Source organism: Lacihabitans sp. CS3-21 (genome assembly GCF_024343675.1).
Classification (GTDB): Bacteria; Bacteroidota; Bacteroidia; order Cytophagales; family Spirosomataceae; genus Leadbetterella.
In genome coordinates this window covers 105,099-124,814 of the sequence record NZ_RJUD01000112.1, presented here as the reverse complement: position 1 = coordinate 124,814, position 19,716 = coordinate 105,099, and the positions used below count along the sequence as shown (strand labels likewise).

14 protein-coding genes are annotated in these 19,716 nt (G+C 37.9%); 4 read left to right on the top strand and 10 right to left on the bottom strand.

From position 1 onward, the window contains the following. Positions 1-11: 11 nt before the first annotated feature. Both EGI24_RS19690 and EGI24_RS19685 read left to right on the top strand, forming a co-directional pair. Positions 12-434 (top strand): DUF1761 domain-containing protein, encoded by a 423-nt coding sequence (locus tag EGI24_RS19690; protein WP_255050316.1) that lies wholly within the window; start codon positions 12-14, stop codon positions 432-434. Continuing rightward, positions 431-991 carry a YdeI family protein gene (locus EGI24_RS19685; protein ID WP_255050315.1) on the top strand — a complete coding sequence of 187 codons (561 nt, stop codon included), beginning with the start codon at positions 431-433 and terminating at the stop codon, positions 989-991. Before EGI24_RS19690 ends, EGI24_RS19685 begins: the two co-directional genes overlap by 4 nt. A gap of 145 nt (positions 992-1,136) precedes the next feature. Here EGI24_RS19685 and EGI24_RS19680 read toward each other — a convergent pair whose 3' ends face one another. Next, positions 1,137-2,504, bottom strand: coding sequence for a sulfatase (locus tag EGI24_RS19680; protein ID WP_255050314.1), 1,368 nt, complete (start codon positions 2,502-2,504; stop codon positions 1,137-1,139). Between the two features lie 378 nt (positions 2,505-2,882). After that, positions 2,883-4,409, bottom strand: coding sequence for an arylsulfatase (locus EGI24_RS19675; RefSeq protein ID WP_255050313.1), 1,527 nt, complete (start codon positions 4,407-4,409; stop codon positions 2,883-2,885). Positions 4,410-4,772: 363 nt separating this feature from the next. On the opposite strand from EGI24_RS19675, the gene EGI24_RS19670 reads away from it, so the two are divergent. Further along, entirely contained in the window at positions 4,773-5,765 is a 993-nt protein-coding gene (locus tag EGI24_RS19670; RefSeq protein WP_255050312.1) for a hypothetical protein, read from the top strand. A gap of 193 nt (positions 5,766-5,958) precedes the next feature. Here EGI24_RS19670 and EGI24_RS19665 read toward each other — a convergent pair whose 3' ends face one another. The 6 genes from EGI24_RS19665 to EGI24_RS19640 all read right to left on the bottom strand — a co-directional run bounded on the left by EGI24_RS19665 (position 5,959) and on the right by EGI24_RS19640 (position 16,338). Then, positions 5,959-6,582 (bottom strand): hypothetical protein, encoded by a 624-nt coding sequence (locus EGI24_RS19665; protein WP_255050311.1) that lies wholly within the window; start codon positions 6,580-6,582, stop codon positions 5,959-5,961. 44 nt (positions 6,583-6,626) lie between these two features. Then, on the bottom strand, positions 6,627-6,857 hold the full coding sequence (locus tag EGI24_RS19660) for a hypothetical protein (protein WP_255050310.1): 231 nt from the start codon (positions 6,855-6,857) through the stop codon (positions 6,627-6,629). A 158-nt stretch (positions 6,858-7,015) separates the two neighbouring features. Continuing rightward, the gene (locus EGI24_RS19655; protein ID WP_255050309.1) at positions 7,016-8,278 is read right to left on the bottom strand and encodes a DUF3887 domain-containing protein; all 1,263 of its coding nucleotides are present in this window, start codon (positions 8,276-8,278) and stop codon (positions 7,016-7,018) included. 241 nt (positions 8,279-8,519) lie between these two features. Beyond that, positions 8,520-15,233: a 3-coathanger stack domain-containing protein gene (locus EGI24_RS19650; protein ID WP_255050308.1), complete on the bottom strand. Its 6,714-nt coding sequence runs from the start codon at positions 15,231-15,233 to the stop codon at positions 8,520-8,522. A 149-nt stretch (positions 15,234-15,382) separates the two neighbouring features. After that, entirely contained in the window at positions 15,383-15,649 is a 267-nt protein-coding gene (locus EGI24_RS19645) for a hypothetical protein (RefSeq protein ID WP_255050307.1), read from the bottom strand. Between the two features lie 137 nt (positions 15,650-15,786). Next, on the bottom strand, positions 15,787-16,338 hold the full coding sequence (locus tag EGI24_RS19640; RefSeq protein ID WP_255050306.1) for a hypothetical protein: 552 nt from the start codon (positions 16,336-16,338) through the stop codon (positions 15,787-15,789). A 394-nt stretch (positions 16,339-16,732) separates the two neighbouring features. Between EGI24_RS19640 and EGI24_RS19635 the strand changes: the two genes are divergently transcribed. After that, positions 16,733-17,431, top strand: coding sequence for an SOS response-associated peptidase (locus EGI24_RS19635; protein ID WP_255050305.1), 699 nt, complete (start codon positions 16,733-16,735; stop codon positions 17,429-17,431). Between the two features lie 103 nt (positions 17,432-17,534). Here the strand turns inward: EGI24_RS19635 and EGI24_RS19630 are convergent, their stop codons facing one another. Beyond that, a complete protein-coding gene (locus tag EGI24_RS19630) occupies positions 17,535-18,824 on the bottom strand; it encodes a nucleoside hydrolase-like domain-containing protein (RefSeq protein ID WP_255050304.1) in 1,290 nt (429 codons plus the stop codon). Positions 18,825-18,892: 68 nt separating this feature from the next. After that, complete coding sequence (locus tag EGI24_RS19625; protein ID WP_255050303.1) at positions 18,893-19,318, bottom strand: SRPBCC domain-containing protein; 426 nt, start codon at positions 19,316-19,318, stop codon at positions 18,893-18,895. Positions 19,319-19,716: the final 398 nt, after the last annotated feature.

Genomic DNA, 19,716 nt, shown 5'->3' with positions numbered 1-19,716 from the left:
ATCAAAAAAATATGCTACAAAAAATTTCAAAAATCAGTTGGTTGGGTGTTTTCATTTCTTTGCTATTTTACTCATTTTTAGGTTGGCTTTGGTTCACCATACTTTTTCCAAACCAATACGCTAACTCATTAGGCAAATTGGGTTTAATGCCCGCTAATCTAGACCCTATTTACTTTTATGGTCCACCTCTCACTATTCTACCTACCATAATTACTACGGCCTTAATGATGGTACTACTCAATATCAACACCAATAAAGCAGCTATTGAATTTGCATTAATCATAGGTTTGGGCTTTTTGGTAGCCAATACTTTTGATATCGCCATCAACCCAAACATCCCACACCCAAGGTCTTATGGTTTAGTGGTTGGTGGTTTTCATATGATAGGAATTTTAGTTTCTTGCTTAATTTTGCAGGCAATACCTAAGAAATGACCAAACGAGAAATAGAACATTTTTATCCAGAAACCAAACAGCATTGGCGTGAATGGTTAGAGAAAAACCATGTCCATCAAGATGCTGTTTGGCTTATTCATTACAAAAAAAATGCAGGCAAGCCATCAGTTGCTTGGACCGATGCTGTTGACGAAGCTTTATGTTTTGGTTGGATTGATAGCAAAGCTGTAAGCGTCGATGAACATTCATACAAACAATATTACTGCAAACGAAAGCCAAAAAGTACCTGGAGCCAAGTCAATAAAGACAAAGTTGAAAGCCTTTTGGCCAACAAAAAAATGACGCAAGCAGGCATCAAATGTATAGAAATAGCCAAGCAAAATGGTTCATGGATCATCCTCGACAGTATTGACGCCCTCGAAATACCTGAAGAACTAGAATTGGCTTTTACCAAAAATGACGGTACAAAGCAAAAGTTTCAAGCTTTAAGTAAATCAAAACAGAAATTTATGCTGTATGGAATAATGAGTGCCAAAACCTCCATCACAAAAGAAAAAAGGATAAATGAGATTTTGGAAATGGTTTCAATCAAATGAATTTTCTCACCCCAACAGCGTCTCAGTAAGGACACTGCTTAAGTTTTTTGGCTCCCTCTCCTAGTCCAAAGCCCATAATGAGAAACTATCAACGAATAAAAATTATTTGCTAATCATAAACTGGTTGACAAATAGATTATTTCTGCTATTTACCAATCGAAATATAATCAGGATTGGGACTTGGCACTTGAGCATTAACAGATTTTCTCCATTTGTGTAATAGTTTTTGAAGCTCTTCGGCTTTTTTTGAATGGCTGGCAACCAAATTTTCCGTTTCGCCAATATCATCCTTTAAGTTGTACAATTCTATTTTGTTATCTTCGAAAAATTCAATCAATTTCCAATCGCCTAATCGCACTGCACTGTATGGATTGTTACCTTCATGATAGTGCGGATAGTGCCAAAAGAGTGGTCTGTGGTAGTTTTTGTTATCGAAAAGAACTGGTTTTAATGATTTCCCATCTAATTTTCCTATTGGCTTGGTATGCGTAAAATCCAAAATTGTGAGCATCAAATCCATGGTGATGGTGGGTTCGTCAATTACTTTACCGCCTTCTATTTTTCCTTTCCAAAACATTAAAAGCGGAGTGCGAGTTCCGCCTTCATAACACCAGCCTTTTCCCTCTCTCAATGGCTTGCTTGAAGCCGTACCCATCAAAGTACCATTATCTGCAGCAAATATGATGAGGGTGTTTTCGAGCAATTTCTTCTTGTCCAAGGTCTCCATTATTCTGCCGATGTTTTCATCCAAACTTTCTATCATGGCCGCATAAGTAGGATTTTTCTGCTTGTCGGGTGTGGTGACTTGCTTTTTGTATTTTTCTATTTTCTCAGCTTTAGCCTGCACAGGCGTATGCACCGCATAATCCCAATAATTGAGATAAAAAGGCTTGCTTGCGTCATGATTTTCTATAAGTTTGATAGCTTCGTTGGCTAATCTGTCTGTAAGATACTCGCCCTTTGGGCCCTCCTCGAGATTGGGCATTTGATAAGGTGCAAAAAAACCTTTTTTAGGATGTCCCCAGTTTGAACCACCAATATTTAAATCAAAACCCTGATTTTTAGGGTAATATTGTTCGCCTTCGCCCAAGTGCCATTTACCGATATGCCAGGTAGAATAGCCTTTTTCTTTTAAGTATTCTGCCGTTGTTTTTTCAGATTGAGGCAAAAATTGTTGCCAATCCGGGATCAATAACTTTGGATTCTTTTTGACATGTCCCGCTATCCAATCAGTGATATGCAATCTAGCAGGATATTTCCCTGTCATGAGGGCAGCCCTTGAAGGAGAGCAAACCGTGCAGGCCGAATAAGCATTGCTAAACTTAACACCATTTTGAGCCAATTTATCAATATTTGGCGTTTGGTTAAATACATTGCCATAGCAACCCAAGTCCATGGCACCCATGTCGTCTATAAAAAATAGAATCACATTGGGCTGAATATCAGGTTTCTTGAAAGATATTTGACCAAGCACCAATAATCCGATAGCGGTGAATACTAAAATTTTCTTCATTATAAACAGATTAGGTTTTATTATTCAAATCAGAGAGTTATCTACTAAAGTTTCGGGTTAAAATATATCTAACATTTATATACTTTGCGTGCCTTGCCAGGCGGGCATTCTTTTTTTGCGAGTCGTCGCACCGTTCGAAAAAAGAATCAAAAAAAACACTTTTTGTGTAATGATCCTCTGAAAAATTTCTTTTTTGGCACTTATCATTCAAAAAAAATTGTGGTAACGAAATTTTTCAACGGACTACACAAAAAATATTAGGAAAAATTAGTATTCAAATCGAAAAATTTAACTCCTTGAAAATTAGCATTTAAAATTAAGTGTAGTTTTGTATGTCCTTTGCAATGAACGTTTTTTTTCCTCCTAAACTTTAGTTATTTACTTTAATTCCAATGGATGTGCATTGAAATTGTATTTATCACCCACAATTTGCTTCATATCATTGACCATTTGTTCCACTTTTTTGGGATTAGATTTAGCTAAATTGTTCTTTTCGCCAAGGTCAGATTTTAGATTATACAATTGATAATCAATCGAATTACCCAATTCTACATTTACTTCTTTGGCAACCGCCGCACCTTTGTAAGGCGGAATCATCACCCAATCTCCACTCCGAAACGCCAGTCTTGTTGAAGATTCGATAACCAAATTGCTCCTTCCTTTTTTTGTTTTCCCCAAAAATGCATTTAGCAAGTTCTGACTATCTGTTAATGGCACTTGTTGACCCACCAATGCCGCAAATGAACTTAAAAAATCCATCTGACAAACCATAGCATCCGAAACTTGTGGCTTGATAGTACCTTTCCAATAGGCCAAAAATGGAACCCTTGTTCCGGCCTCGTACAAGCTGTATTTTCCGCCACGTAGCCCACCGGCGGGTGTATGATTTCCTAATTTTTCGACTGCCTCATCATAATAACCATCATTCAAAACTGGCCCGTTGTCGCTTGAAAAGATAATCAAGGTATTTTTATCGATGCCTTCGGCTTCTAATTTTTTTAAGATTTCGCCCACGCACCAATCAGCTTCGAGAATGACATCGCCACGAGGCCCCATACCCGATTTACCGGCAAAACGCGGGTGAGGCGTACGAGGTACATGGGGCTGATGTAATGCATAGAAAAGAAAAAATGGCTGTTTTTTATTGTTTTCGATAAAATTCAAGGATTTTTCGAGAAATACATCCGACATTTCTTCATCGTTCCAAAGTGCCGTTTTACCTCCTTTTTGATAGCCTATTCGGGGAATGCCAAAATGTACACTGTAATTATGCCCATGATGCCACTTCTGACGCGTCATGAGTTCAGGATTGGTTAATGCAGTGGGTTCGCCCGAAAAGTTTTTATCATAATTCACGAAAATCGGGTCGCTTTCTTCAATTCCAACCACTTTTCTGTTTTCAATATAAACCGTCGGCACTCTGTCCGTGGTAGCTGCCATGATATACGAATAATCAAAACCAACATCATTTGGACTAAACGAAAGTTCCTTGTTCCAGTCGATTGCACCTTTACCAATTCCCAAATGCCATTTTCCGACTACTGCAGTCTGATAACCTGACTTTTTCAACATTTTGGGTACGGTTATCAAGGAGGTATCAATCAACAAAGGAGCATCGCCGGGCAAAACCTTTGCTTTGTCGTTTTTCCAGGGATAATTGCCCGTGAGCAAAGCCAATCGGCTGGGCGTGCAGGTGGCAGAAGTCGAATATCCATTCGTAAATCGGATGCCACCATTGGCCAATTTATCTATGTTTGGAGTTGACAATGTCCCTTTTTTATACGCAGAAACATCACCGTAGCCCAAATCATCCGCATAAATAACAATGATATTCGGTTTATTCTTTTGAGCAAAAGCAAAGGTTGAAATAAATAAAAATAGCAAAAATGAGAATGTTTTATTCATGGTATTTGAGTAATATTCGGCAAAATCAGGAATCTTTTTCAAATAATTGAATCTCCATTTTCTGGAATGATAAATTAAAAAAGACTTTAAATCAATTTAAGTTTTTTCAAGAAATGGTTTCAATTATTTCAAAGATTTTCTATTAAAATAAAGGTAATGATTAAGATTAAGTTTCTTTGCCACTTTTTGTGGTTTTTTGTGTTGGAAATCAGGATTTTCTGAAATTCCTTCCGATAAAACCTACTTTTCACCTGCACGAAGGAAATAACCTTGTACAATTGGTTCTTAAATCAAAGTTTAATCATTTGAAAGGTTTTGCTATGAAATGGATGCAATCTATATTTGTTAAATTTTTAAAATATCATGAAACTTCCACATTTCTTGCTTTTTTTAGGTTTAATTCTCTCTTGTAAGCCAAGCGATAATCCTGAGCCAATTTCAGAGAATAAGTTATGTTTACTTATGTCTGAAGAACGACTAGTCGGGAATGGTAAAGGTTTAATAAAATACGAATATGACAAATTGAATAATATTTCAAAGCTTACTTTTCTCAATGCCAATGGGTCTGTCAATATTAGAAATTATGAAAATACATATAATTCAAAATCTCAGCTCGTTAAATTTGTAGTTAAAAATGAATCTACAATATTTGAAACTAGCACCTTTGAATATCATTTAAATGGAAAAATTAGTAAACATACCAAAGTGGCTCCTGGGTCTCAAACTATCTATGAATATGATGAAAAGGGAAATCAAATTTCTCTAGTTTTTAGTGACAGTTTTTCTACTTTGTCTAAATTATTTACTTCATATAATGAGAAAGGCCAGGTTATCAAATCTGAAAGTATAGAAAATGGAATCGTGAAAATAGTAATCATTAATTTATACAATTCAAAAAATCTTTTAATTGAAACGACCGCCAAACATCCAGATAGCCAAATTATCAATAAGTATGAATATAACGATAGTGGGCAAATCATTAAATATTCAAACCAAGATGGCTATTCTACCGACTATATTTATGAAAACGGCCGATTAGTTTTTGAGAGAAACTTTAAAAATGGAAAATTCACCTATGTCATTAAAAGCACTTATTACGAAAACAAACTATTAAAAAACAAAACCATTTCTTATAATTCTTTGGTTTACAATCTCTTGGAAGAATTCACCTATCATGATAATCAAAAACTCAAATCAAACATTAAATATCAGTTCTCACTTGGCCCTAACAATACCTTACTAAAAATGCTAGAATATGAATACGATGAATATGGAAATGAGACTAGAGTTGTAGGTTATAATGATTCGAACGGGACTGTGAATTATGAGTTCAAAAAGACTTATCGATGCAATTAAATAAGGTGAATATTGAATAAACTCCGTCTAGTTTAATACCAAACATCCACAATCATTATCTCATCAAATAACAAAATTGTAGAGAATTTAATCCATGTGAGTGAGGAGGTTCTGCACGGGGGTCTTTTTACCTGTTTGGCTTCCTTGCATAGTCCAAAGTCACCTGAATGTAGACTCAGGATTGACAAAAATCTTACCTTGCCAAAATATGATAAATTTCATCTTGAATAAAACTTCGGCTTTTAAAAAATGGGGGTCTTGAAAATACTAGTTCCTCGGACTTGGTTGGATTTTTAAAGTAGGGCAAAGTTATCATTTCAAGTGGTTCTGCGGCTATTTCCAGGAGTTGTTGCCGAGCCACCGGAATAATCAGTTTAGTGATGTATCCGTCTTGTGAACGCTGAATCATAAAATCGTTCATTTCTCGGTAACTCTCTATGGAGGTACGAATCTTTTCGAGGCTCAAATCCACACTTTTACCGCTTTTGAGCACAAACGATAGATTACTTTTTCTGGACAGGTATATCTCGCTGTATTGCATGGCAGGTATGTACAATTGGCAACGCATATAATACGATGTATCTACCCTGCCCAGCACAATGCCTATATTTAACCCAGGCAAAGCACTGTTAGCCCCACCCACATATTTGGCTTTTGTTTCGTGCTTTATCTGGGAATAACAAACCTTTGTTAAGAGGAATAATGCTAAGAAGATTATGGTAACGTGTTTTTTGTTTTGGTTAATTTGCATTGGTTTATAATTCTTTTTGTCTGCCATCAGTAGTTGATGTGAACTCCATTTAAATATTTTTTTCAAGGGTAAAACCCGCTTTTCGCCCTAACGAAAGAGCCAACCTTTGTTCAGCTGGCTATTTCCTTCAATTTAGCCCGATAACTATCCGTACACTCTATGGCCAATTGGTTGTTGAATCGGTTGTCGCCAATGTTGGTGGCATTGAAAGGACTCAGCTGAATCTGTTCCTCAAATTTTGCCTCAAAAAAATCATTCAATGCCTTGTTAATAGGTATTTGGGCGACCAAATCAACAACAGCAAAGCATATCAGAATAAAAAGTAAACTCAGTTTTTTCATATTCAAGGGTCTAAAAGGGTTTTAAGTCAAATGGTTTGTTAGGTAAATATAGGTGGTTTTGGGTTTGTTTTTGTGGAGAAAACTGGATTTTGTCTTAGTAATTGATTATCATTTACTTAGGTGATGTTTATTAGTATTCTTTTTACAGCCAGTTTTAATTATTGAATAATGAATTTTATAATGTCATTAATTACTTTTTCATCCACTTGCCCTTTTAATTCATACTCTTTGGGATTTGATGGATTATCGCCAGTAATAAACAAGTGGTTTAGTTTTGGATAACTAATAAATGTTGCACTTTTATTATTTTTTAAACTTGCTTTCCAAAGGTCAAAATCTTTCATACTTACTTGATAATCTCTTTCTCCCTGAAGAATTAAAATTGGTATTTTAACCTTTTTTATTTCTTTTGTTGGATTATAATCTAAAACAGATTTCCAATAAAAAGCAGACAAGTTGAAAGGTAATTTTTCTTTTTGAGTATTTAAATTAAAGGATTTTGAGTTTAATACTTTGATTTGCTCCTTTATTATTTGCGATGCTTGTTTTAATTGTTCGGTAGGAGTTAATTTATATAAATAATCATATTGCTCAGCTATTAGCGTAGACAATGGGCGAGAATTACCGGCAAGAAGTACTATTTTAGAAATATTATTTGATTTATTTGCAATTCTAGGTAATAAATATGCTCCTAAACTATGTCCTAAAACAATTATTTGATAATCTGAAAATTCAATTTTGTTTTTGAAATATGATACAATATTTAAAATATCGTTAGTTACTTCGTCATCAATGCTACTTTTATCATTAAAACTTTCTGGATTTGATAATGTTCTTTTATCAAATCGATATGTTGAAATACCTTTAAAATAAAGATTCTCAGCAATGTTTTTAAATGGTTTGTTTTCAAAAACAGTTTCATCTCTATCATTCGGGCCTGAACCGTGAACAAATATGAGGAGTTTCTTTAAATTTTCTTTTTCAGGAACTAAAAGAGTTCCTTTCAATTCAATATTATTACTTTTGATACTAAGGTCTTTCCCGAGTGAATTTTCTCTATGGAATTCTTTGTGGGGAATAATGAAAAAACCTGTAATTTTATTATTTTCGTTAAATGATATTTTTAAGTCTAATTTCATTTTTTCGAAATCAGAATAATAGAAACAAGTTTCTTTTTCATTATTAGTTTCGATTATTGATTTAAATTGGCCTAACTGAGTTTCTAATTTTTCTGCGGTTTCTTTTAATTGTAATTCAGAAATTTTAGTTTTTATGTTATCATCAAAAAAAGCATAAGCTTTTTGGGTGTTTTTTACTACAAACAAAGCGTTAATAAATGATTTACCAATTTCTGAATTTTGCGAATAACCATTGACTGAAATAATAAATAAGTAAAAGTAGATTAATTTAGTTAGTTTCATTCTAGATTGTTTTTGGGGCTAAAAATAATTAATTCCTTAAGATAAATTGACAGATGTTTTTTTTAAGTGATTAAATTAATGTAATTACTTTAAAACAGCATATTCTACTTTTTATCATTTCTTCTCCGACATTCTAAATGTCTACACAAAATATTGAAACTTTCATTCCGAAATTAAAATCAACAAAAAAACCACCAAAAACAAAAGTCTCTGGTGGTCAATTATAAAGAAAACAAAAACCTCAATTCACACACCCACCAATCTTCGCCTCAAATACCACCCCGTTTTTCACCTCAAAAACACCTTGGGTGGCATCCATCAGGATGGATTTGTTGGACTGGAACAGCACATTGGCGTTGCCTTGTATGGTGATGTTGGCTTTTAGCTCTAGGTTGGTTTTTTTGTTGGCAGTGCCACCAGAAATGTCGTCCGTTGGGCTGCTTAGCACAATAGTACTGTTGCAGTTATTGGCTCCGCAGGCGATGGTATTGGCTATTTCGCCTACAAAAACATCGTCTATGAAATAATATGCATTGCTGGATGCCGACTGCCCACCATAACCTCCGCTTGTTCCGCCGCTAATGTCGGTGGCTGCCTGGCTGATGGTGTTGGCTTGACTTCGAAAATTCCCCAAATACAAATGTTGGTAAGCTTGGTCGGCCGTTATTTCTGCCACTATGTTTACCCAATTGTCTTTTTCATGAATGACCACATTAGAGCTTGGAAGTATCATTTTCTCTACCTGTAGGGTATCGCTGGCAAAATCCACTTTTTGGCTAACATTTAAGCCAAAACCGAGATTATTTGTAGCTACAGCATAATAATCAGACCTGCTGACATACATACTCAACAGATACCTTTTACCAATTTGCATAGGCGATGCCAAAGCTGTATGCAGGTACTCACGATATTCTGTTCCACCTGCAAACAAACCCGCAAAACCTTGGCCATTTCGTGGTGTTTGAATTCCAAATGTGGTGTTTCGAGGCGTTTCTATGGTAGCCTGGTATTCGGCACAGGTGTTGAAATAATCTGATGAGCCACTTGTAGGTATGGTCCAACCCAGATTGGGGCTCAACCATTGCCCAGGCGATGAAGGTGTGGGTACAAAGCTTGTCGGGCAAGTTTGAGGGTCTTCAAATGATGGATTTGTAACCAAATTGGCCGTAAAGCAAGTATTGCCATAAAGTGTATTTTCGCTTACTTCTAGAGTTTCGTATAATTTGATTTTGTATTCAAGCACTGAGCCCGCGGTTTTGGTGGCTACTGCTATCAGATATTCATCTCCAACAATCAAGTTATCGAATAGCAATGCATTATTCTTAAATTCACTTTGATTGCTATTATAAGAGCATTTTACCAAACTCGGCGAAGGACAAATGCCTTTATAAAGGCCAATTAAGGCATCGGTATTGAGGTTTTCAACCTCCACACCCATTTTGGCACTGGTGGCCGTGAACTTAAACCATACATTCTTATCATTGTTAGAACCACACCCCAAGCTAGCGAACTCATTGGTAGCCAAATTGGTAGAGAAAAATTGTCCAGAACCATTTACGTTGAGGGTAAGTGCATTGGCACAATTGTCATTCACCGGTACGGAAGGCGTAATAACGGCAATTTTGAATATCCCTTGGTGTGTATTTACATCAGCCTGAGCGGCTATTTTCAGAAAATAGGTGGTGCCAATGGTCAAACCAGATTTTGTAAATGACACATTATGAATCCCTCCAAAACAAGTAGATGGAACAAATGCCAGGCTTCCGCAAGTACCCGAAAACATAATGATGGCCGGGTCTTTGAGATATCCGTCATAGACAATTCGATGGGTAGTAGCGGTGGCCACAAACTTAAACCAGACCTCATTGCCCGCAAAACAAACGGTATTGTCGTTTTTAGCGTTTACGGTTGTTCCTTCGGTAAAAATAGGCGTGTTATCGGCAGATGGCACAAGGGTGAGGGCATCAGCACAAAGGTCGTTTACAGGAGGCGAGGTATCGCTCGTGAGGGCCACAAAAACCCTTCCTCTCAAGACATTGGACGAGCTATACACCCGTAACAAATACGGCGTATTGGGGGTAAGATTGGTCAATATTTTGTTTAATGAATAAACCGTAGCACCAGCCGAACCACAAACCACACTTGTAAGTGCTCCACAAGTACCTGTGTATAAAACATATACGGGATTGACGAAATTGGCCGAGAGTATTAGTCTCACCGAATTTTGACTTGGGGTAAAGCTATACCATACGTCGTCGTCGGCAGTGCCAGTTACTGTGCAAGCCACAGGTTCGGCACTCAGGGTACTTAGGATGGTTTCGGTGATGACACTGGTAAAGCTTTGAGACGAACTCTGAATATTGAGGTTAATGGGTGAACTGCACTGGTCATTGGTGGGTACGGTGGGGTTGAGCACCTGCAGTTCGAATCCACCCTGGTGATCAACCAAAGCTTGTGAAGCATATACTTTTACAAAATATTCTTGTCCGATGGTTAAGCCCACTACATTCATAAATTCTTCTGAAAGACTTGTAAAATCGCCAGTTTTGCAGGTAATATGCACTGGAGTAGTGCAAGAGCCACTGTAAACTGCCAGCGTGAGGCCAGTGATGGCTTTCAGAACATTGTTGGTTCTGAAAGCTATTTTATGCGTTGTATTGGTAGCTGTGAATTTATACCAAACATCAAAACTGTTGGCTTGTCCGCAGGTATTTGTACCTGTAGTTTGATTGGCATCCAAAGTATTTCCTTTTGTATAATTTTGGCTGGCCCAGTTATTAAAAACCGTCAAATTGGTGGCCGTAGCACAAACATCATTGGCGGGCGGGGAGATATTTTTTATACAAAACTGAAAATCAACAGATTCAGGCTCATAAGACGAAACTCGGATAAAGTAGGTTTCGCCGATCGTAAGGTTATTAAAGACCTTTTCTTCCTGAGAACTGATAGCACCAGAACAGCCCAAAAAGGTTTTAGCGTTGCAAGTACCACTGAACACTTCAAATTTGAGATACTTTGGAATTGGCCCGCTGAAATTAGATTTTAAAATAGAAACATTCGAAAACCAAATCCGATGACTGGTAGAATTGGCCACAAACTTATACCAAACATCCCGCATGATTTTTAGATCACCGTTTCCACTTAAATTACACTCGTTGAATTGGGTTTGGGAACTGTTCGACAAATTGCCCGAAGTGATGGAGCAAGTGCCGGCATCACCCGTCGGAACTACCGCAATAGCACCTGCACATTCGTCGTTGGAGGCAAATACAGGTGTAGAAATACATACTTTGAGGGTTTCTATGTTGGTATAATACATCAAGACCCTGATGAAATAGGTTTGGCCAACGGCGAGGTTGCCTACATAAGATACTGAATCAAAATCTGCTGAACAGCCCATTGATACCAATGAACCACAGGTGCCTGAATAAACTTGGTAAAGCAAAGACCCACCTTGCCCCAAAGTAAGGTTAATTTTATGCTGTGTAGCTGTGGCTGTAAATTTAAGAAAGATGTCTTTTTCTGGTGTTCCAACACCTTCAGCACCATTGTTACAACCTCCAGACTGACCAGATATAGTACTGAATCCTTTGGTGTTTACAATGGTCGGAGTGATACAGCTTGGAGTGGCGGCCACAGGAATATTTAATGCCCCTTCGCAATCGTCAATAGGCAAAACGTAAGGCGATGTAACTGCCACATCAAAGAGCGATTGGTTTAAGGTGAGGTGGGCACTATATACCCTAAAAATGTAAGTTTGACCTGGAATAAAGGTATCAAGCGTCAGAATTAAAGTGTCCAAAGACATGGAACCCGCGTTGCACTGTGGTGCAAAAGAAGGCGAACAGTTTAAGTATTGGGGTGCTCCGCAAGTTCCTTTAAAAACCTCTATGACCCCCAAATTTGATTTCCAGCCTTTGAGTTTTATTTTATGAACCTTTTGCGTAGCGGTAAACTGGTACCAAACGTCATCATCCGAGAGGGTATTTCCAAAATAATTATTGGACGATAATGTGGCATCAAAGCTACTTCCTGCCACCGCATTACTAAAATTGTCTGAGGTAGATGGATTCAATGTGATGGCGGACGCACAGTTATCGTTTACCGGAGCAGAGGTGATGGCTATTGAAAAAGAGCCAGGAACCGTGCCTTGATAATAAACCCGCACAAAATAAGTTTCACCAACGGTGAGATTGGTCAATAATGTCGAGGAGTTTTTGGTATCGTCAAAACCAGAAGAGATACATTGTTTAGAAACCAAACTGCCACATGAGCCATTGAATATTTCGAGGATGATGTTTTCATAAATGTTTAACTTTTGCAAAAAAACACGATGACTGGTCTGACTTGCCGTAAAACTGTACCAAACGTCGTCGTCGGCATTGCCGCTGCATCCTGTGAGACTTTGTGTGGCAAACTGTGTCGTTCCTGCGGTTTTCAAGACAGGCACATTGCCAGCATTCACCGTTAGGGTAGTTGCTGTGGTACATTCGTCGTTGGTAGGTGGCACGGTATTCAAAACACAAATATCGAAAGAGCCTTCTTCAGCAATATCTTCCGTATTTACCCAAATCAAATAGTCGGTGCCTACATTGAGACCAGTAACCACCTTTTCAACCACCGCAGCATTGCTTGGGCTACCACAAGAGCCTATTCTATCTATATCTCCACAATTATTTTGTAAGAGGTCTATATATACATTTTGAATTGTACCTCTGGTTAATCTGATTATTTGAGAAGTACCAGCCGCAGTGAATTTATAGTAAACACCAAATTTATAGAAATCGCAATTGTCGTACCTATCTGTAGTCACGCCAGCAGAGGTTCCGCTTACAGGCGAACACGTGGCTCCTGGCGTGAGGGTGATGGCACCTTCACAGTCTTCATTGGGTATGGGCAAATTGACACAGATATTAAAAGTACCTTGGCCAGAACCAACATTTGACGAAAACACCCGAACGAAATAAGTATTGCCCACCACCAAATCTGCCACTTTACCCATTTCAGTATCTTGACCTGAGGTATTATTAACACATGCTAAATCATTCAAAGTTTCACAAGTACCCTCATATACCTGAAAAACAGCATCTTGTAAGGTTCCAGGGTTTACGGAAATGGTATGTTTAGCTTGAGTTGCGACAAAACTGTACCAAACATCATCATCCACCTCGCCAGAGCAATTGGCATAATCACCCGGCAGGGCATTGGTAGTGCTGCCGGAAGTACTTAGGCTACAACTCAGATTAGGATTTACACTGAGAGGAAGAGCATTTACGCAACGATCGTTGGCAGGTGGCGGCGGAAAATTACGGACACAAAGTTCAAATGTCCCTCTGCTTGGTGGATAACTGTTACATGTATAAACCAAAATATAGTATTCGTCTCCAATCACAAAATTGGTTTTGAAAAGTTTGCGTTGTTGGACTTCTTGAAATACTAAACTACTGCCTTGCTTGTGAAAAAGCTCAAAATTCGACTCAGCACCTATTGTCAAAGCAGTGAGTTCGATGGTCAAACTATCGTTATTGGCCAAGAATTTGTACCAAACACCATCTTTTATGGCTGAACAGCTACTGTTGGATGTTTCATTGCTCAATGCCAGCGAGTTGTCGCCAGTTGTTTTTAGGGTACAAGTAAAATTACTATTTAACGCCACCGAAACGGCTGCGTCAGATTTATCATTTGTTAAGGTTGTAGACAAGCACAAATCAAAAGTACCAGCACTGCCATATCTGTCCCAAACTCTTAGGTAATATTCTTGACCGATAGTAAAATTGGTGTAACTTAAAAAATTTTCGCTGGTTATCGAACAGGCCAAAGAGGTTGGGGTTCCGCAGCTTCCACTAAAAAGCTCCATTTGAGCACTTGAAAAGGTGGTATTCAATAGCTTTAGAATCATTTCGGCATTGGTGGCCGTGAACTTATACCAAACATCGTTTCTGATAGGCTCGCTTACACATGAACTCGTCAGAGGGCCGGTAGCGTTTACTAAAGTACCAGAAGTAAGAACTTCGCAACTGGCATTATTGGCCGTTAGAGCGATGGCTCCTGAACATCCATCGTTTGCTGGCATACCCGTGCCTTCGTTAATACATATGGTAAAAGTACCTGAGGGGCCAAAACCTGCATTATAGGAATACACTCTGAGGTAGTATTTTTGGCCAATCGTTAAATCTCCAATGGTGAAATTATTGATAAAGTCAGGTTTGCAGTACAAGGAAGTCAGGCTCCCGCAAGTGCCCGAAAACAGCTCCAAAATTGGAAACTTTATAGTTCCAGGTGTCAGAGTGATTTTATGAACCGGGCTGGTAGCGGTAAATTCATACCAAACGTCGTCGTCGGCCTGACTTCCAGAATAACACCCAGCCATGCTTAATGTGGCTTCTTCGGAAGTTCCTGCATTGGTTAAGGTACAAGTTTGATTTTGGTTAACGAGTAAACCTAAAGCTCCTGCACAATTGTCATTGGCCGGTGGAACGGTCAAGGCCACACAAATGGTAAATGTTCCCCTCAAAAGTGAAGAACTCCCACTGCTATAAACCCTAATAAAATATTCATTACCAACCGTTAGGCTTGTCAGAATTGTTCTTTCAGTATCATAAGTGAAGGTTTGGTTATTTACACAGCCTAAGGAACTTAGACTACCACAGCTGCCAGAAAAAACTTCAAAAACTGGGTTTTGAAGTGAACCTGAGTTGGAAGCTACCTGTATTTTATGTGAAGTAGCCGTTGCGGTGAATTTATACCAAACATCGTCATCTGCAGAGGTGAAATTACAACCGGCTTGACTTTGGGTAGCACCCACAGTAGTGCCAGTTAAGGTCACAGCACAGAGATTGTCACTATTAACCGTCAGTCCAATTGCTCCCGAGCAGTTATCATTTGTGGGTACTTGTGCAAAAATCGAAATATGAAGCAAATTGCAAATAAGCAGCAGCGGTAGAAGTTTTTTCATAGCAAGTTTTATTTGCTCAAAACTACTTCTTACTCATTTGCGGCGGTACTACTAATGTTAGTAGGTAACAAGAGCTTCTTGTGTCTAAAACTTCGTAAACTTGCTTATCAGATGATAAATCCTGAAAAAGATGAAGTCGATTCTAAAATTTAAACACCTTTTTTATTTTCAATTTCGGCTTTAATTTGCTCAAGTTTTTGTTTGTAACGCATTGAATTCTTGTTGGTTAAATATATCATAAACAAAGATATAGAGATATAAACCCAACCAAAACCATTTCTCAAAAAGCCATAAACTATCACGCCGATGAAAAATCCGATGATTCCAGCAGCATATAATTGCTGTCTTTTTATCTTCTTTTGTTCCATCATCAACTCCTCGCGTGTCAATTCTGAATAATCTTTAATTTCTGACATGTTTTTTATGTTTTATCAAAATTTCTACAATTTAATAAAAAACTGATAAGAACTTTATCAGCTGAACATTGATACTGATTAACTCAAATTAATCAAATGCGGTGAGTATATTTCCAAAATTATTGAGCATAGTATGATCATCCACGATCCATAAAGGTATCGTAAAGCATTTTTCTTTTCCTACATTCTAAGTCGTCAACCGCATACATTTTCAAATCTTCAAATTTGAAAGTCGCCTTACCCATCACCGAGCCGTCTGAATCAATGTTGGTGATTGAAAAATAATCATCATCGCACCAAGCAATGAAGCCAAAATATAGGTCTTCGTCGGAAAGTTCAAACTTGATAAGGTAGTCTTTGTTACCAATAAAACTCTCAAACAATTGCGTAAACGTCCCTCCATTTTTGCCTTTTAACTTGAAGGTTTGGTTGAGAAAAATGCTTTGGTTGTTTATAAGCAATTCTATACCTTTCAAATAGGCTGTATCTGATTCAATAAACTTGATATCTGCCAGGCTTATCATTAGAATACCGTCATAGATGCCAAACTTGGTAAAATGCTGCACAATGACAAACCCTTCTGTATACTCCAACACATAGCCGCAATAAAAGCCCTCAGCAACGCCATAGCAATTAAGTTCGACTAATTTTTTTTCACTTTTTGATTTTTCGAGAATATCAAGAAACATAGCATTATTTTAAAAAAAATGAAATATTTAAGCTAAATAAAAAAAGACCAGGTAATCCAAACACAAAATCCAAAAGTAATAAAAATTGCGTTTAGATTTTTGAAATACTAAACCTTGATTTTCGAAATTTATAAGTCTTAAGGCTATATATATTTAATGACCATTTAAAGGTTTTCCATGTGGTAAATAAATTCCAAAAAGGTATTAAAGCATTTTAAAAGTGGTCTGCAGAAATTAATAAGGTTGAAATACAAAGCTTCTTAAAATTATAAGCCTTCCAAAACATGCAAATTCATCCAAAATCAAAACTTTTATATGGGCTGTTTTTTTGAACCTTTGGATTTGGCAATTTCGAGCAGATTTCGGTAAATTTGCCAATAAACGACTGAAGGGTATGTGTTACCATGTTTCGCAAATTACAGAACCTAAGAATTTGGCACGTAAGCTCAGCAAACAATTGAAAGTCAACTATAAAGATGGTCAATTTAAGCCGAGATATCACCTCAATGGCTTTGACCAACCTTTGGTGGCCGTGGTTCCGATTGCCGATCCTGATAACCTCAGGTTTTTTAGGTGGAAACTGATTCCCGAACATGTATTAGACCCAAAAGCTTTCAAAACCAACACTTTAAACGCCCGAAGCGAGGACCTCTTACAGAAATCTAGCTACCGCAATTACTGGCAGAACCGTTGTTTGGTAGTGGTAGATGGTTTCTTTGAACCGCATGTGGTGGACCCTAAAAAACCATCTCAGAGTTATTACATTAGAAACTTTGAAAACGAACCGCTTACCTTGGGCGGCATTTACTCCGTTTATCAAGGAAAGGGCACTTTTGCGATATTGACCACCGAGGCCAATGACCAAATGAAGCGGGTGCACAATGAAGGCCAACGCATGCCTGTGATACTCGACGATCGTCACCGAGATGCATGGCTGTCTCCAGAGCTCAGCCTCGATGAAATGATGGCCCTTTGTAAACCCTATGACCAAGATTTGATGGATTTCAGAACCATCGATGGTGTATTTAATTCCAGGGCCAATACCGACCTTCCAGAAGCCATTATGCCAAGGGTAGAAGACTCCATGATTTGAATATTTAAACCCCATTTGAAAACCCTATTTTATCCAATCAAAAAGAATTTTCTTCAAATAACTTTTACCTGGAAGTAAAGTAGGTACCTATGTCCCCACACGGCTATTTGAGCCATTCCCAACGTTTTGCCCAATCTAAGCCTACACTTGTTCGCCATTTAGATATCGTGCGTCCACCTTGTATTTTTCCATCATAAAGTTGTGGGTCTGATTTGTCTGAGTACCAATTCGACCCCAATTTATAATCCGTAGCTTGAGTTTTGCCCGGCCAAAGATTTTCTACCACCAATTTTCCTTCTTGTTTTGGGAAATTCGGAATGTCGGAAGTGAACTTATAACTTAAAACTTCGGCTTGTTTGGGAGCATATTTGATGGCATACTGTCCCTTGCCCAAATAATAGCCTGCCCATTTTTGTGTGGTATTTTTATAGGGTGTTTCCATCCAAAAACACACAGAATCTGCCGGAATGTTGATTTCAGGACCTTTGAAATGAAACTCCACCACCGCACAAAAAGCAACCGTATCCTTGATATCGGTGATGCGATTAAATACCACTCTTGAACTATGTCTTATTTGGTCAAAACTTCCACCCCAACTTTCACGACTCGGTTGATGGGGGTCGCCGTCCATCATATACAGCAGTGAGGGCGTATCGCCCATTTTCACTTCGCCGTTATAATAGCTTTTAAAATCCTTTCCCAATTGCCCCGCTCCTTTTATGTATTTGCCGTAATAATCCGAACTTTTCACGCTGTCTATGGCATGGTTATCTGAAAAGAAACCGTAATAAGACGAATTGACTTCGATAAACCACAGATTTGGAAAATTCTCAGCAATATAAGCGTAGCTGTTTGCACTCCATTTTTTGTTGGGCCCTCCAATCCAATACACCCTGATTTTACTTTGAATTTCGGGTGCGTCGTGCAAAGCCTGTGCTAAATCCTCCAAACCACCCCAAGCCAACACCCAAATCGGTTGCGTGCTTTTCATTTTGGCACATTTAATAATCCAATTGGAGCCTTCTGTGGCCGTGGTATAACCCACGAAAGGTGCGTTTCCTTTTCGGCCCTGTTTGCTGATGGAGCGTAAATAGTTGGGTGTCGGAAAGCCTTTTTTGTGTTTCTGCAATTGGGGTAAGTCCTGCTCGTATAAATCGATCATTCTCAAAATTTCTTGCTTACTCCCACTGCCATAAGAAGGCGAAGAAACCAGCCCTTCCATCTCAAACAGCTCGCTGTACATGAGCAAATGTGCCATGGATTGATTATCGTCGGGATCCGAACCACCGATATCAGTACTGACCAAAATTCTGGGTTTGATGGGAACGGGTTGTTGAGCCAACACCGCACTTGTAATAAGGCAAAATATTAGGAAGGATGCGAGTTTATTCATGGTTTGTATTTTTTAAGGTTTTAGGCCGATTTTCAAAACGCTTCAATATCTTACAAAGGACTAAAGTTTTATAATAATTTTGACTCCACATGTTGCTTGAAATTTAGCAAAACAGATTCACAAAAGTCTCTTTGAAGGTCGATGGGCGTTTCTTTTTCGGGTTCAAATGTTTCGGTTAGGCTAGTGGTATTGCCGTTAGCTACAAATTCAATTCTTGACTTTCTATTGTCTGAAAGCGTGTATTCAATCAGCTGATTTTTAATGACTTTATCATATTTTCCGGTGTGGTCAAATCCTTCGCTGCCATCGATGGCTTCCATACGAAAAGAAAACAAACCGCCTGCTCTCAGATTATTCTCCACTTTGGGCGAGTGCCAGTTTGGAAAGGGAACGTTCCAAAGCATGATATCCGCAGGATTGGTCCAACATTCCCAAACCAAGTCCACAGGTTTATTGATGGTTATTTCTACTTTTAAGAAGGGATTATTGGTCATTGCTTAGGGGTTTAAAGTTTTTTTTAGGTTATTAACTCTTCTTTTTCTTCTCAATGGTTTAGCAAGTTAGGGAGGATTTTCAATCCAAAAAAAGCTTGCACTTCCATAATTAATAAAAATTGTATAATGTAATTTATTCGCGGCAATTACAGATTACAAATCCTAAATTATCTAGTTTCGACATGCCCTATCGGAACATGGCGAAGAGCGAAAGAATATCTGTCGAAGAACCGAGCATTTTGGAGATCTGGATTTATATTTATAATAATTTTACAATTATCATATTAAATAACACTATGAAAAAAATATTCTACTCCATCATCAACCTATTCCTTTTTACTATTATATATTCAAATTTATTCGCACAGAAGCCAAATTTACTAAAGAGAACAATAATT

Coding starts and splice junctions, on each gene's coding strand:
- EGI24_RS19690 (WP_255050316.1), top strand. CDS start 12: ATGCTACAAAAAATTTCAAAAATCAGTTGGTTGGGTGTTTTCATTTCT.
- EGI24_RS19685 (WP_255050315.1), top strand. CDS start 431: ATGACCAAACGAGAAATAGAACATTTTTATCCAGAAACCAAACAGCAT.
- EGI24_RS19680 (WP_255050314.1), bottom strand. CDS start 2,504: ATGAAGAAAATTTTAGTATTCACCGCTATCGGATTATTGGTGCTTGGT.
- EGI24_RS19675 (WP_255050313.1), bottom strand. CDS start 4,409: ATGAATAAAACATTCTCATTTTTGCTATTTTTATTTATTTCAACCTTT.
- EGI24_RS19670 (WP_255050312.1), top strand. CDS start 4,773: ATGAAACTTCCACATTTCTTGCTTTTTTTAGGTTTAATTCTCTCTTGT.
- EGI24_RS19660 (WP_255050310.1), bottom strand. CDS start 6,857: ATGAAAAAACTGAGTTTACTTTTTATTCTGATATGCTTTGCTGTTGTT.
- EGI24_RS19655 (WP_255050309.1), bottom strand. CDS start 8,278: ATGAAACTAACTAAATTAATCTACTTTTACTTATTTATTATTTCAGTC.
- EGI24_RS19650 (WP_255050308.1), bottom strand. CDS start 15,233: ATGAAAAAACTTCTACCGCTGCTGCTTATTTGCAATTTGCTTCATATT.
- EGI24_RS19645 (WP_255050307.1), bottom strand. CDS start 15,649: ATGTCAGAAATTAAAGATTATTCAGAATTGACACGCGAGGAGTTGATG.
- EGI24_RS19640 (WP_255050306.1), bottom strand. CDS start 16,338: ATGTTTCTTGATATTCTCGAAAAATCAAAAAGTGAAAAAAAATTAGTC.
- EGI24_RS19635 (WP_255050305.1), top strand. CDS start 16,733: ATGTGTTACCATGTTTCGCAAATTACAGAACCTAAGAATTTGGCACGT.
- EGI24_RS19630 (WP_255050304.1), bottom strand. CDS start 18,824: ATGAATAAACTCGCATCCTTCCTAATATTTTGCCTTATTACAAGTGCG.
- EGI24_RS19625 (WP_255050303.1), bottom strand. CDS start 19,318: ATGACCAATAATCCCTTCTTAAAAGTAGAAATAACCATCAATAAACCT.